We start from the raw sequence: 13,014 nt of genomic DNA, 5'->3' as shown, positions 1-13,014 counted from the left end.
TATTCTATGGCCATGCCTCCCTCCGGACCTGATTTCCGAGATAAGGTGGTGAAAACGGTTCGGGAGGTTCTGGCCGAAATGGGTTTACAGGAGGTTTTTGAGATTAAAACCGAGTGCCCTTCGCCCCATGGGAGTTTGATTCGCGAGCAAGGACGCAAGGTGGACGTTGCCCTTCTGGACAGAAAAGGCCGTCCCTACCTTTTCTTGGAGTGCAAGTGGCAGTCAGTAAGCGGTAGCGCCCAGGATAAGCTTTTTAGAGCGGTGGAAGAGGCTCGCAGAGACCGGCTCTTCGGTGTTCATTCTGTTGTGGTGGTTGGGGGAGAGGGTTTTGCATCCGCGATAAAACGTTGGGCCCTCACGGAGGGGTTGATACACGAGTCCTTTCTGAAAGACTGGCTTAGGGAGTTTTTTAAGCGATGACCCCGAAGCTTCTTTTTGCGCCCTCTCTATCTCCCGATAAGGGTGCCAGGGAGGGTCTTCCCCCCCTTCTCAAGTGGGCAGGGGGAAAGCGGTGGTTGCTTCCTTATCTCCGGTCCCTGTACCGGGGGCACCGGCATCGCCGTTGGGTGGAACCCTTCGCTGGGGGGCTGGCCGCAGCCCTGGGCCTCGTTCCGGAGAGGGCCTTGCTCAACGACCTTAACCCCCACCTCATTAATTTCTATCGTTGGGTGCAGAGGGGATTGGATCCCAAGTTGCCTATGCTTCCAGATAAAACAACTTACTACGCTTATAGGGAAAGGTTCAATCAACTTATCAGAGAAGGAAAAGGAAATACCCAAGAAGCGGCCGAGCTCTTTTACTACCTTAACCGCACGGGATATAATGGGTTATGCCGTTTTAACAGGAAGGGAGAGTTCAACGTTCCCTTCGGGAAGTATAAACGCGTCGTCTACCAAAGGGATTTCTCTTCCCACCAAAGGGTTTTTCAGAACTGGGAGTTCACCAATGTGGACTTTCGCCAGGTAGCTTATCAGGCGGGGGATTTTATCTATGCCGACCCGCCCTACGACGTGGATTTCAGGGAGTACACCCCCGATGGTTTTTCATGGCAAGACCAGGTTGAGCTAGCGCAACTTTTGGCAGGGCATCCGGGTCCCGTGGTGATCTCCAACCAGGCCACGGAGCGGGTGGTGAGGCTTTACGAGAGCTTGGGCTTCAGCCTCAAGTTCCTTTCTGCCCCAAGGCGCATCAGTTGCGATGGCAACAGGCAAAGGGCTTTGGAAGTGCTAGCTTTTCGGAACCTCTAGCGTTTCCTCCCCCACGAGCCGTCCGCCCTTCAGGTGGAGGATGCGCCCCGCCCTTTGCGCGAGCTCCAGGTCGTGGGTGACGAGGACCAGGGTGCGCGCCTCGCCCAGGGAGAAGAGGAGGCTTGCCACCTGCTCCCTGGACTCCAGGTCCAGGTTCCCCGTGGGCTCGTCGGCGAAGAGGATGGGGGGGTCCAGGGCCAGGGCGCGGGCCAGGGCCACCCTTTGCTGCTCCCCGCCGGAGAGGCGGCTCGGCAGGTGGTGGAGGCGGTCTTTCAGGCCCACCCGCTCCAGAAGCTCCGCCGCCCGCGCTAGCCTCGCCCTCCTGGGCCAGCCCGCGAGGAGGAGGGGGAAGGCCACGTTCTCCAGGGCGGTGAGGGTGGGGATGAGGTTCCACTGCTGGAAGACGAAGCCCATGTGCCTAAGGCGCACTCCCGCCCTTTGGTCCTCGGGGAGGCGGTGGAGGGGGACCTCTCCCAGGTAGACCTCCCCCTCCGTGGGCAGGTCAAAGCCCGCGAGGAGGTTTAAGAGGGTGGTCTTGCCGCTCCCCGAGGGGCCCACGATGGCCGTGGCCCCCCTGGGGAAGGCGTAGGTGAAGCCGAGGAGGGCCGCCACCTCCTTTTCCCCTTGCCGGTAGCGCTTGGTGAGGTTTTCCGCTCTCAGCATTTACACCCTCCCCAAGGCCTCCACCACGGGGATGCGGCTTGCGTGGTAGGCGGGAAGGAGCCCGGCCGTAAGCCCGAGGCCGAGGGCCACCCCCAGGGCGAAGAGGGCGAGCCTTCCCGTCACCGCCGAGAGGGCGAGGCCCACCTGGTCCAGGGTGTAGAGGTTGATGAGGGAGGAGGCCAGGCCCCCAAGCCCAAGGCCCAGGGTCCCCCCAAGGAGGGAGAGGAGGAGGGCCTCGAGGAGCACCAGGCGGAAGATGAAGCCCCGCCTCGCCCCCAAAGCCCGCATGACCCCGAACTCCCGCACCCTCTCGTAGACCGACATCATCACCGTGTTGGCCACGAGAAGCCCCCCCACCACCAGGGCCACCAGGCTGATGCCGAGGCGCACCAGGTCGCTGATCCTTAAGGCGCGCTCGGCGAAGCGCATCACCTCGCTCGTGGTTTGGGCCTTCACCCCGGGCACCGCCCTCTCCAGGGCCCGGGCCACGGCCTCCGCCTTTTCCCCGGGCTTCAGGGCCACGAGGACGGCGCTGTAGTTCCGGGTACCCAGCACCTCCTGGAGGGCCTTCAGGGGGACGAAGATCAGGTTGTCGGCGAGGCTTCCCGCTTCCTCCAAGGCCCCCTCCACCCTAAGCTCCAGCCTGGGGGAAAGCCTGAGGACGCTTCCCGGGGCGAGGCCATTCCTTTGGGCCACCTTGGCCCCCACCACGGCGCCCCTCTCCGAGGGGATGAGGCGGCCTTCCTTGGCCTTGAGCCCCGGGTAAAGGAGGTCCGGGGAGGTGCCTTCCGGCAGGCCCTGGAAGAAGAAGCTGGTGCTGGGGTCAAAGCCTCCCCGGGCGAGGAGGAGGACCGGGACCACGGCCCGCACCCCAAGGGCCTTTCCCGCCTCCTCCAGGGCCTTTAGGGTCTCGGGAGTGATCTCCGGGGCGTTGGCGAGGCCAAAGCCCTCCGCCCCCTCCGGCACCACCTGGATGGCGGGGCCCACCCGGGAGAGCTCCTGGAAAAGCGCCCGCCTCAGGCCCTCCCCGAAGGAGAGGAAGAGGACCATGCTCCCCGTGGCCACCAGGACCCCAAGCAGGGTGAGGAGGCTCCGCACGGGCCTCGCCAGGAGGTTGCGCAGGACCAGGTAGAAGACCTCCATCCCCAGCAGTCTACTCCAAGGCGGGGCCCGGGGCGTGGCCTGGCCTACAGGAGGCGCTCCACGAAGCGGGTCTCTATTTCCTCCAGAAACGCCCTGGGGTCCACCTTCTTCCGCTCGGGGTGCTCGTAGTAGGCCTTCTCCGCCTCCTCAAAGTCCTCGTGGGCCACGAACCAGAGGAACTCCCGTTCGGAGAGCCAGTAGGCCCCCAGGACCTGGAAGCCCAGGGCCCGCCTTAGGGGGAGGATGGTCTCCAGGAAGACCTTCTGGAAGCTCTCCTTGGCCCCCTCCTTCAGGGTGTAGCGGCGCATCTGGACCCTCATGGGCCCATTGTAAGCGCCTATAATCAGAGCCATGCGCACGGCGGAGATCCGCGAGAAGTTCCTCTCCTTCTTTGAGGGCAAGGGGCACCTGCGCCTTCCCTCCTTCAGCCTCATCCCCGAGGACGACCCCTCCCTCCTCTTCACCTCCGCGGGGATGGCCCCCCTAAAGCCCTACTTCCTGGGGGCCAAACCCATCTTCGGGGGAAAGGAGTGGCGGAGGATCACCACCTGCCAGGAGTGCCTGAGGGTGGGGGACATTGAGAACGTGGGGCGCACGGGGCGCCACAACACCTACTTTGAGATGCTGGGCAACTTCTCCTTCGGGGACTACTTCAAGAAGGAGGCCATCCTTTGGGCCTGGGAGTTCCTCACGGAGCACCTCAAGCTGGACCCCGGGCGCCTTTGGGTCACGGTGTACGAGGACGACGACGAGGCCTATGGGATCTGGCGTGACCTCGTGGGGGTCCCCGAGGAGAGGATCGGCCGCTTCGGCGAGGACGAGAACTACTGGCCGGGCGGGGCCATCACCCACGGGCCCAATGGGCCTTCTGGCCCCTGCTCGGAGATTTTCTACGACCGGGGCCCGGCCTACGGCACCCCGGACGAGACCGGACCCAACACGGGGAGCGGGGACCGGTTCGTGGAGATCTGGAACCTGGTCTTCACCCAGTACGACCGCCAGGGCCCCATCCCGGGCCCCGGGATCCTCAAGCCCCTGCCCCAGAAGAACATCGACACGGGCATGGGCCTCTACCGGGTGGCGGCCATCCTCCAGGACGTGGAGGACTTCTACCGCACGGACACCTTCTTCCCCCTCATCCAGGAGGTGGCCCGCTTGAGCGGCAGGCCCTACGAGGGGAAGACGAGCGTGAGCCACCGGGTGATCGCCGACCACGTCCGGGCCGTGGTGGCGGCCCTCGCCGACGGGGCCACGTTCTCCAACACCGGGCGGGGCTACGTGATCCGGCGCCTTCTCCGCCGGGCCCTACGGCACGGCTACCTCCTCGGGCTTTCCGACCCCTTCCTCCACCGCCTCGCCCCCCGGGTGGCGGAGCTTCTCGGGGACTTCTACCCGGAGATGCGGGAGAACCTCCCCGCGGTGGAGAAGCAGATCCGCCTCGAGGAGGAGCGCTTCCTGGAGACCCTGGAAGGGGGCCTTAAGCGCCTGGACGCCCTCCTCTCCGGGCTTAGGCCCGGGGAGGTCCTTCCCGGGAAGGAGGCCTTTAGGCTCTACGACACCTACGGCTTCCCCCTGGACCTCACGGTGGAGATCGCCGCCGAGCGGGGCTTCGGCGTGGACACGGAGGGCTTCCAGAGGGCCATGGAGGAGCAGCAGGAGCGCTCCCGGGCCGCCATGGCCTTTGAGCGGGAGATCTTCAAGAAGGGCGCCCAGGTCCTGGAGGAGCTCTACGCCGAGCGGGGGGCCACGGAGTTTTTGGGCTACACCGCCCTCGAGGCCGAGGCCGAGGTCCTGGCCCTCCTCGCGGGGGACGAGAGCTTGGGGGAGGCGGGGCCCGGCACCGAGGTCCAGGTGGTGCTGGACAAGACCCCCTTCTACGCCGAGGGGGGCGGGCAGATCGGGGACTTCGGCCTCCTGGAGTGGCCGGGGGGCCGGGCCCGGGTGGAGAGCACCAAGAAGACGGAGCGGGGCATCTTCCTCCACCAGGCCCGGGTGGAGGAGGGGGTGCTGAGGGTGGGGCAAAGGGTGCGGGCGGTGGTGGACCCCAAGAGGCGGGACACCGAGCGGAACCACACCGCCACCCACCTCCTCCACGCGGCGCTCAGGGCCGTCCTCGGCCCCCACGTGCGCCAGGCGGGAAGCCTGGTGGCCCCGGACCGCCTCCGCTTTGACTTTACCCACCCCGAGCCCGTGAAGCCTGAAGAGCTTGAGCGGATTGAGCTTCTGGTGAACCGCTGGATCCAGGCCGACTTCCCCGTGACCTGGCGCTACCTGCCCCTGGAGGAGGCCAAAAAGGAGGGGGCCATGGCCCTCTTCGGGGAGAAGTACGGGGAGGTGGTCCGGGTGGTGCGGGTGGAGGGAAGCCCCCTAAAGGGCCTCGAGTCCAAGGAGCTCTGCGGGGGCACCCACGTGCGCCGCACCGGGGAGATCGGGGCCTTCCTCATAAGGAGCGAGGAGGCGGTCTCCGCCGGGGTGCGCCGCATAGAGGCGGTGACGGGGGAGGCGGCGGTCCGCTTCGCCCGGGAGTCCCTGAACCGCCTGAAGGCCCTGGCGAGCCGCCTCGAGGCGGGGGAGGCCGCCCTGGAGGAGAGGCTGGAGAAGCTCCTCTTTGAGCTCAAGGAGAAGGAGCGGGAGGTGGAAGGCCTCAAGGCCCGCCTGGTCCAGGCCGCCTTGGGGGGAGGCGGGGGGCCTTCCCTGGCGGAGAAGGGGGGCCTGAAGTGGACGGTGGCGGAGCTTCCCGGCCTGGACGCCAAGGCCCTCCGCCAGGCGGCGGACGACCTGGTGGCCCGGGGGGCGGACGTGGCCCTGGTGCTCTCGGAAGGGCAGGCGGTGCTGAAGCTCTCTCCACGGGCCCAGGAACGGGGCCTCGAGGCCGGGGCCCTCTTGCGGGCCCTCACCGAAAAAGCGGGGGGCCGGGGCGGGGGCAAGGGGGCTTTGGCCCAGGGGGGCGGCCTGGACCCCGAGCGGGCCAAGGCGGCCCTGCCCGGGCTCTTGCCCTAAAATGGGGGTATGCTTCCCCTAAGCCTTCTCGCGGTGGCCCTCTCCTGGGCCCTCTTCGCCCTCACCTTCGGCCGCTACCGCCGTAGGCCCTCCCTCCACAACGCCCTCTACAGCTTGGGCCTCCTCCTCTTCGCCCTGGCGGTTTCCGCCGAGCTCCTTGCCCGCCTCCAGGGGGGCTGGACTCCCTTCCTCTACCGCCTCTGGTACTTCACCGGGGCCATGCACGGGGTGACCTTCCTGGGCCTAGGGAGCCTCGCCCTCCTCTACCCCAGGGCGGCCCGGGCCCTCCTCCTCGCCCTAAGCCCCTTCCTCCTCTTCGGCCTTTACCTGGTGGCCACGGCCCCCCTGGACCCCGCCCGCCTCCCCGAGCCCTACACCCCCTCGGGGGCCGCCTTCCCGCCTCCCGGCCTCCTCTCCCCTAGGCTTTGGACCATCCCCTTCAACCTCCTAGGCACCCTCCTCATGGCCGGGGTGGCCCTCTACACCACCCTCTTCTTCTGGAGGAAGAACCCCTTGCGGGCCCAGGGCACGGCCCTGGTCTTCCTGGCCGCCCTGGTCCTCGCCTCCACCAGCGCCTTGAACCGCCTCGGGGTGGTGGGCCTCGAGGAGGCGGGGAGGGCCTTTGGGGTGGCCCTCCTCTACCTGGGGGTGGTCCTCGCCGACCGAAGCGCGCGCGATGCGGGTGGGCGCGCTTGACGTGGGGGAGGCCCGCATCGGCCTCGCCGTGGGGGAGGTGGGGGTGCCCCTGGCCTCGGGCCGGGGGTACCTGGCGCGCAAGACCTTGGAGGAGGACGTGGCGGCCCTCCTGGACTTCGTGCGGCGGGAGGGGCTTTCCAAGCTCGTGGTGGGCCTACCCCTGCGCACCGACCTCAAGGAGAGCGCCCAGGCCCAGAGGGTCCTCCCCCTGGTGGAGGCCTTGAGGGCCAGGGGGGTGGAGGTGGAGCTATGGGACGAGCGCTTCACCACCAAGCTCGCCCAGGAGCGCCTCAAGCACGCCCCCAAAAGGCTTCGCCGGGACAAGGGGAAGCTGGACGAGCTCGCGGCCGTGGTGCTTCTGGAGGACTACCTTGCCCGAGGGATCTAGGAAATGGCTTCGGCGGGGGGTGGTGGCCCTCTTCCTCACCTTCCTCCTCCTTCTCCTCTACGCCCTATGGCTCCTCGGCCCCACGGGGAAGGAGGCCGTGGTGCGCATTCCCCGGGGGGCCACGGGGATGGAGGTGGCGAGGATTCTGGAGGAGGCCGGGCTTCTCCGCTCTAGCTACCTCTTCTCCGCCTACCTGCGCTTTTCCGGCCGGGCGAAGCGCCTGGTTCCCGGGGTCTACCGCCTGAGGGGCGAGGGGGCCTTCCGCCTGGCCCGGGCCCTCACCGGGGGGGAGAGGCCCTTAAGCGTCGCCCTCACCTTTCCCGAGGGGGAGAGGGCGGTGGACTACGCCCGGAGGCTCTCCGGAGCGGGGCTTGACGGGGAGGGCTTCCTCAGGCTCGTGGAGAACCCCGGAGCCCTCAAGCCCCCCTACGTGGAGGGGCGGACCCTCGAGGGCTACCTCTTCCCCGCCACCTACACCTTTGACCTCCTCGCCACCCCCGAGGAGGTGGTGCGGGCCATGCTCCGCCGCTTCCAGGCGGAGCTCACCCCGGCGGTGCAAAGGCTTCTAGAGGAGCGGAAGCTTTCCGTCCACGCCTGGGTCACCCTGGCCTCCATCGTGGAGAAGGAGGCGGGAAGCGCCGAGGAGATGCCTTATATCGCCGGGGTCTTCCTGAACCGCCTAGAGCGGGGCATGCCCCTCCAGGCCGACCCCACGGTGGCCTACGCCCTGGGAAAGCGCCTGCCCGAGCTCTCCCGCCCCGGGGGGGATTTCCAGGTGGACTCCCCCTACAACACCTACCGCTACCCTGGCCTCCCCCCTGGGCCCATCGGAAACCCGGGGCGGGCCGCCCTCCTCGCCGTCCTGAACCCGGTGCGCCAGGACGAGCGGGGCCGCCCCTACCTCTACTTCTTCCACGCCCGGGGAAAGCTCTTCCTGAACGCCGAGTTTGAGGCCCACCTCAAGGACCTCGCCCGCTACCGCTACGCCTCCCCGTGACGGAGGAGCCGGAGCTGGGCGTAGGCGAAGAGGAGGGTGAGGAGGAGGAGGACCACGGTGATGGCCGCCGCGTACCCCAGGCGGAAGTTCTCAAACCCCGCCTCGTAGAGGTAGTAGCCGAGGACCCGCGTGGCCCCGTAGGGCCCCCCCCGGGTGAGGAGGAAGACGGCGGCGTAGGACTGGAGGGCGAGGATGGTCCCCACCACCACCAAAAAGGCCACCGCGGGCCGCATGAGGGGGAGGACCACGTGGCGGAAGGCCTCGAGGGGCCCCGCCCCGTCCACGTAGGCGGCCTCGAGGAGGGTCTTGGGGATGGCCTTGAGCCTGGCCGAGGCCACCAGGACCCCGTAGCCCAGGTGGCGCCACAGGGTGAAGGCCACCACCATGAGAAGCGCCCAGAACCCCTCCCGGTCCCAGGGGGGGATGGGGAGGAACTGGGCTAAGGCCCCGTACTCCGGGGTGAAGAGGGTGTACCAGGAAAGCGTGGCCCCGCCCAGGGTGACCAGGCCCGGCAGGAAGAGGAGGCTCTTGACGGGGCGCTCGTAGGGCATCCCCTCCAGGGCCACCGCCAGGGCCAGGGAAAGCCCCACGAAGAGGGGCAGGGCCAGGAGCATGAACTTGAGGGTGACCCAGAGGCTTCCAAAGAAGGCCGGGTCCTGGAGGAGGTCCCGGTAGTTCTTGAGCCCCACGGGCTTGGGCTCGGAAAGCCCCGACCAGTCCCAGGCGGAGAAGCGGAGGACGTCCAGAAAGGGGTAGAGGACGAAGAGGAAGAGGGGAAGGAGGGCGGGAAGGGAAAAGAGGAGGAGGGGGAGCTTCTTCCCCACGGCCTACCAGAGGCAGAGGAGGGAGAGGAGGAAGGGGTAGCGGTCCGAGGCGGAGACCTCGAGGGCCAAGGGCTCCAGGTAGAGCCTAAACCCCGCGCCCCAGGCCAAATGCAGGCCCGCCCCCGCCTGGTAGCCGAGGCCGAGGCCCAGGGAGAGGGCCCCGCCGGGAAGCTCCACGCTCGCCAGGGGGCCCAGGTGGGCCCCGAAGGGGTAGCGGAGGTCCAGGCCGAGGCCCACCGAGGTGTAGAGGTCGGCGAGGACGAGGCCGGGGAAGAGGTTGGCCTTGAGGAGGGCGTAGGCCTCGGGGCTTTGGGCGAGGCGGGCCTGGAGGTCCAAGCCGGTGTCCAGCCCCAAGGGGCTAAAGGGCAGGAGGGCGCTACCTTGGAGGTAGAAGCCCTTGTCGGGGCTAAAGCCGAGCCCCAGGGTGTTCTCCGGGTAGGCCGGGGCCTGGGCCAGGGCGAGGCCGAGAAGGAGGCCGAGGAGGGCGAAAAGCCGCTTCATGTCCCTGCCATCATACCAAAGCCTCCGGACAGGGTTACAATCCCCCCCATGGAGCCCTTCGCCCTAAAGCCCCTCCCCGGCCTCGTCCCCCTTCGGGAGGCCCCCCTTCTCGTCCTGGTGGGCCTCACCGGGGTGGGGAAGAGCACCCTGGCCGAGGCCCTGGGCTTCCCCAGGCTCCCCGACCGCCGGGAGCTCGTGGACCGCTACGTCCTTCCCCGCTACGGGGCCAGTCCCCCCATTCCCCGGGAGGAGCGCTTCCGCCTCACCCGGCGCTTCCGGGAGGAGTTTCCGGGCGGGGTGGCGGAGGTCCTCGCCCGGGGCTACGCGCCCCGGAGGCCCCTCCTCCTCTTTGACGGCCTCCGGGGGGAGGCCGAGGTGGCCTACGCCCTCGAGCACCTCCCCAAGGCCCGCTTCGTCCTCCTCCACGCCCGGGAAGGTACCCGGCTCAAGCGGCTCCTCGCCCGGCAGGACGCCTTTGACCGCGCGCGCGTGGGCCCGGAGGAAGAAGCCCGCCTCAAGGCGCTCGCCCAAGGGGTCCTCGCGGAGGAGGAGCTTCTGGAGGCCCTCGCCCTCGCCCCCCTAGAGGAGGTCCTCGCCAAGCTCAAGATCGTGGCCGAGGAGAAGAAAAACTACGACCCCGAGGGCCCCTTGCGCCTCCTTTCGGGCCACCCCCGGGCCCTGGTCCTGGACACGGAGGCCCTCTCCCTCGAGGAGGAGGTCCAGGCGGTGCGGCGCTTTCTCCAAGAGGGCCTTCCTTAGCGCGTAGAATGGGGTCCATGCCGAGGATACGGGACCTGCGCCTCATCCCCTTCCGCATCCCCCTAAAAGCCCCCTTGCGCTGGGGGAAGGCCTCGGAGCTTGCGGCCCTAGAGCACGCCCTTTTGGAGGTGGAGCTCTCCGATGGCTCGGTGGGCCGGGCCGAGGTGGCGGTGCGCCCCACCATCTACGGGGAGACCCTGGGAAGCGTGAGGGCGGGGCTTGAGTACCTGAGGCCCAAGCTTTTGGGCCTCGAGGCCGACGACCAGGAGGGGGTCCGGGCGGTCCTCGAGGCCTTTCCCTTTAACTTTGGCCTCAAGGGCGCCCTGGACCTCGCCCTCTGGGAGGCCTGGGCGAGGAGCGAGGGGGAGGAGCTCTACCAGGTCCTGAGGCCCGCCAAGCACCGGGTGCGGGTGGCCTACCTCCTGGGCCTTGGGGAGGAGGAGGAGGTCCTGGAGGACGCCCGCGTGGCCTTCGGGGCGGGGGTCAGGGTCTTCAAGGTGAAGGTGGGGCGGGACCTGGAGGCCGACACCCGCCGCATCCTCCGCCTTAGAGAGGCCTTCCCTGAGGCCGAGCTCTACGCCGACGCCAACGAGTCCCTCCCCCCCAAGGAGGCCGAGCGCTACCTTTTGGCCTGGAAGGAGCTTGGCCTCCGCTACGTGGAGGAGCCCTTGCCCATAGAGGAGGTGGAGGCGAGAAGGACCCTAAGGGAAAAGGGCATCCTCCCCCTCATCGCCGACGACTCGGCCATGACCCCGAAGGACCTCAGGCGGGAGCTAGAGCTCAACACCTTTGACGTCCTAAACCTCAAGCCCGCCCGCACCGGGGTCACCTGGACCCTGGAGATGCTCGCCCTCGCCCGGGAGCGGGGCAAAAAGGCCATGGTGGGAAGCCAGGCCCAGAGCTCCTTCGGGGCCTACCAGTCGGCCCTCCTCGCCTTCCAGCAGGGGGTGACGGAGCCCAACGAGCTCGCCTTCCACCTCAAGGCCGAGGGCGGCTTCTTCCCCTTCCCCACCTTCCGCGAGGGGTGGCTCTACTGGGAGGACCTGGTGGAGGGCCGCTTTGACGAGGCGGCCTTCGCCCGCTACGCCCTAAAGGAGGGCTAGGGCTTCCCGGAAGTCCCGGAAGACCCCCCTCGCCCCCGCCTTTAGGAGCGCCTCCGCCCCGTGCCCCGTGAGGAGGCCGTAGGTGGGAACCCCGGCCCCCACGGCGCTTTGCACCCCGGAAGGGGAGTCCTCAAAGGCCAGGGCCTCCTCCGGGGCCACCCCAAGGCGCTCCAGGGCCACCCGGTAGGGCAGGGGGTCGGGCTTCCCCCGGCCCACCTCCTCGGCGAGGACGAGGAGGGGTGGCCTCAGGCCCAGGGCCTCCAGCACGTGGTGGGCGTTTGCCTTGGGGGCGTTGGTCACCACGCCCCAAAGGAGCCCCCGTTCCTTGATCTTCTCCAAAAGCTCCGTGAGCCCAAGGGTGGGCCTGAGCCCCTGGGCGAGGGCCCGGAAGCGGGCCTCCTTGGCCTCTATGAGGCTTTCCGCCGACTCTCCCTCCAGGCCCAGGAGGTTCCGGACGATCTCGGGGTTGAGCCTCCCCGAGATCCTTTCCCGGTAGAAGGCGGGGTCCACCTTGAGGCCGTAGGGCCTCAGGACCTCCCGCCAGGCGAGGAGGTGCAGGGGGTCGGTGTCCGCCAGGGTGCCGTCCAGGTCCAAGAGGACCGCCTTAAGCACGGGCCACCTCCCGCTCCACGCCCCGAAGGAGCAGGTAGAGGGCGAGGCTTAGGGCGAAAAACCCTAGGGGAATCCCCCGGTCGGGCAGGAGGGCGAAAAGCCCCGGGATCAGGGTGCTTCCCGCCGCCCCGGCGTACATGAGCCCGCCCAGGGCCCGGTGGCCGAAGCGGGCCTGCACCAGGGCGAAGAGGGTGGAGAAGAGGGGGCCGAGGAGGAAGCCCGCCAGGGGGAAGAGGAGGGCGGTCTGGGGGAGGAGGTTCAGAAGGAGGAGGCCCATCACCCCGAGGAGAAGCCCCCGGAGGGCCCTCAAGGGGTCCTTGGCCACCCGCCCCGCGAGGAGGAGCCTGCCCAGGGCGAGGAAGAGCCAGTAGAGGGTGAGGAGGAGGCCGCCTAGGGCCGTGGCGTGGCCCAGGGCCTCGAGCCAGACCCGGTTCCAGGTGGCGAGGGCCCCTTCCAGCCCCGTGTAGAGCCCCACGGCGAGGAGGAAGGGCCAGAGGGCCCCCCGGGGCCTCGCCTTAAGCCTTTCCGCCGGGGGCGCCCCGAGGACCAGGGCCCCCCCGAGGAAGGCGAAAAGGCCCGCCAGGGCCAAAAACCCGGCGTAGGGAAGCCAGCCCAAGGCCAAAGGGGTGAGGACCGCCCCCAGGCCGAAGGCCACGTTGACCCGGTTTAAAAGCTCCACCCGCTTTTCCGGGTAGAGCTCCCCCACGAGGCTATTCCCGTGGACGTTCATCACCCCCTCTCCCAGGCCGAGGAGGAAGGCCAGGGGCGCCACCCAGGCGTAGGAGGGCGCCAAGGCCAGGCCAAAGAAGGCGAGGCCCACGAGGCCCAGGGCCAGGGGAAGAAGGGGGTGGCGTCTTTCCTCCTGCCCCAGGCGCACCCCGAGGAGGAGGCCGAGGAGGAGGGCGGCGAAGTAGAGGGAGGTTCCCTCTTCCCCTCCGTACCGCTCCCGCCAGTAGGGGAGGGCCGCCCCGGGGAGGGCCACGATCACCCCCACGAGGAAAAGGGCGAGGAAAGAGCCGGCGAGAAAGCGCACGGACCGCATTCTCCCCCCTGGGTGACCCTTTGGTCAATAATGGGGAGG

15 protein-coding genes are annotated in these 13,014 nt (G+C 68.4%); 8 read left to right on the top strand and 7 right to left on the bottom strand.

Annotation, left to right across the window (positions count from 1 at the left end; all coding sequences use genetic code 11):
- Both ABJK26_RS01310 and ABJK26_RS01305 read left to right on the top strand, forming a co-directional pair.
- Positions 1–420, top strand: a 420-nt coding sequence (locus ABJK26_RS01310; protein ID WP_347240386.1) for a PD-(D/E)XK nuclease superfamily protein, incomplete at its 5' end; no start/stop codon positions are given.
- Positions 417–1,247 carry a Dam family site-specific DNA-(adenine-N6)-methyltransferase gene (locus tag ABJK26_RS01305; protein ID WP_347240385.1) on the top strand — a complete coding sequence of 277 codons (831 nt, stop codon included), beginning with the start codon at positions 417–419 and terminating at the stop codon, positions 1,245–1,247. The genes ABJK26_RS01310 and ABJK26_RS01305, both read left to right, overlap by 4 nt.
- Here the strand turns inward: ABJK26_RS01305 and ABJK26_RS01300 are convergent.
- Genes ABJK26_RS01300 through ABJK26_RS01290 form a run of 3 tightly spaced genes read right to left on the bottom strand, consistent with a single transcriptional unit; the run spans position 1,227 to position 3,373 of the window.
- A complete protein-coding gene (locus ABJK26_RS01300) occupies positions 1,227–1,910 on the bottom strand; it encodes an ABC transporter ATP-binding protein (protein WP_347240384.1) in 684 nt (227 codons plus the stop codon). The two genes, ABJK26_RS01305 and ABJK26_RS01300, sit on opposite strands and share 21 nt — an antisense overlap.
- On the bottom strand, positions 1,911–3,053 hold the full coding sequence (locus tag ABJK26_RS01295; protein WP_347240383.1) for an ABC transporter permease: 1,143 nt from the start codon (positions 3,051–3,053) through the stop codon (positions 1,911–1,913). It abuts the gene before it with no gap.
- Between the two features lie 44 nt (positions 3,054–3,097).
- Positions 3,098–3,373: an NIPSNAP family containing protein gene (locus ABJK26_RS01290; protein WP_347240382.1), complete on the bottom strand. Its 276-nt coding sequence runs from the start codon at positions 3,371–3,373 to the stop codon at positions 3,098–3,100.
- Between the two features lie 31 nt (positions 3,374–3,404).
- Between ABJK26_RS01290 and alaS the strand changes: the two genes are divergently transcribed.
- Genes alaS through mltG form a run of 4 tightly spaced genes read left to right on the top strand, consistent with a single transcriptional unit; the run spans position 3,405 to position 8,134 of the window.
- Positions 3,405–6,053, top strand: a complete 2,649-nt coding sequence (alaS, locus tag ABJK26_RS01285; RefSeq protein ID WP_347240381.1) for an alanine--tRNA ligase — start codon at positions 3,405–3,407, stop codon at positions 6,051–6,053.
- 9 nt (positions 6,054–6,062) lie between these two features.
- A complete protein-coding gene (locus ABJK26_RS01280; RefSeq protein WP_347240379.1) occupies positions 6,063–6,749 on the top strand; it encodes a hypothetical protein in 687 nt (228 codons plus the stop codon).
- Positions 6,730–7,137 (top strand): Holliday junction resolvase RuvX, encoded by a 408-nt coding sequence (gene ruvX / locus ABJK26_RS01275; RefSeq protein ID WP_347240378.1) that lies wholly within the window; start codon positions 6,730–6,732, stop codon positions 7,135–7,137. Before ABJK26_RS01280 ends, ruvX begins: the two co-directional genes overlap by 20 nt.
- A complete protein-coding gene (gene mltG, locus ABJK26_RS01270; RefSeq protein ID WP_347240377.1) occupies positions 7,121–8,134 on the top strand; it encodes an endolytic transglycosylase MltG in 1,014 nt (337 codons plus the stop codon). The genes ruvX and mltG overlap by 17 nt, the downstream gene beginning before the upstream one ends.
- Here the strand turns inward: mltG and ABJK26_RS01265 are convergent.
- Positions 8,119–8,958, bottom strand: a complete 840-nt coding sequence (locus ABJK26_RS01265; RefSeq protein ID WP_347240376.1) for a sugar ABC transporter permease — start codon at positions 8,956–8,958, stop codon at positions 8,119–8,121. The genes mltG and ABJK26_RS01265 overlap by 16 nt on opposite strands.
- Positions 8,959–8,961: 3 nt before the next feature.
- Positions 8,962–9,459: a bioflim formation protein gene (locus tag ABJK26_RS01260; RefSeq protein ID WP_347240375.1), complete on the bottom strand. Its 498-nt coding sequence runs from the start codon at positions 9,457–9,459 to the stop codon at positions 8,962–8,964.
- A 48-nt stretch (positions 9,460–9,507) separates the two neighbouring features.
- On the opposite strand from ABJK26_RS01260, the gene ABJK26_RS01255 reads away from it, so the two are divergent.
- Positions 9,508–10,218 (top strand): hypothetical protein, encoded by a 711-nt coding sequence (locus ABJK26_RS01255; protein WP_347240373.1) that lies wholly within the window; start codon positions 9,508–9,510, stop codon positions 10,216–10,218.
- Positions 10,219–10,235: 17 nt separating this feature from the next.
- Positions 10,236–11,321: an enolase C-terminal domain-like protein gene (locus ABJK26_RS01250; protein WP_347240371.1), complete on the top strand. Its 1,086-nt coding sequence runs from the start codon at positions 10,236–10,238 to the stop codon at positions 11,319–11,321.
- On the opposite strand, the gene ABJK26_RS01245 is transcribed toward ABJK26_RS01250, so the two are convergent.
- Together ABJK26_RS01245 and ABJK26_RS01240 are read right to left on the bottom strand one after the other, a co-directional pair.
- Complete coding sequence (locus tag ABJK26_RS01245) at positions 11,307–11,933, bottom strand: HAD family phosphatase (RefSeq protein WP_347240370.1); 627 nt, start codon at positions 11,931–11,933, stop codon at positions 11,307–11,309. The genes ABJK26_RS01250 and ABJK26_RS01245 overlap by 15 nt on opposite strands.
- Positions 11,926–12,975, bottom strand: coding sequence for an MFS transporter (locus tag ABJK26_RS01240; RefSeq protein WP_347240369.1), 1,050 nt, complete (start codon positions 12,973–12,975; stop codon positions 11,926–11,928). Before ABJK26_RS01240 ends, ABJK26_RS01245 begins: the two co-directional genes overlap by 8 nt.
- Positions 12,976–13,014: the final 39 nt, after the last annotated feature.

This window comes from Thermus sp., from assembly GCF_039793865.1.
In the GTDB taxonomy this organism is placed as follows: domain Bacteria; phylum Deinococcota; class Deinococci; order Deinococcales; family Thermaceae; genus Thermus.
The sequence above is the reverse complement of the archived record's forward strand: the minus strand, read 5'-3'. Positions and strand labels throughout refer to the sequence as shown.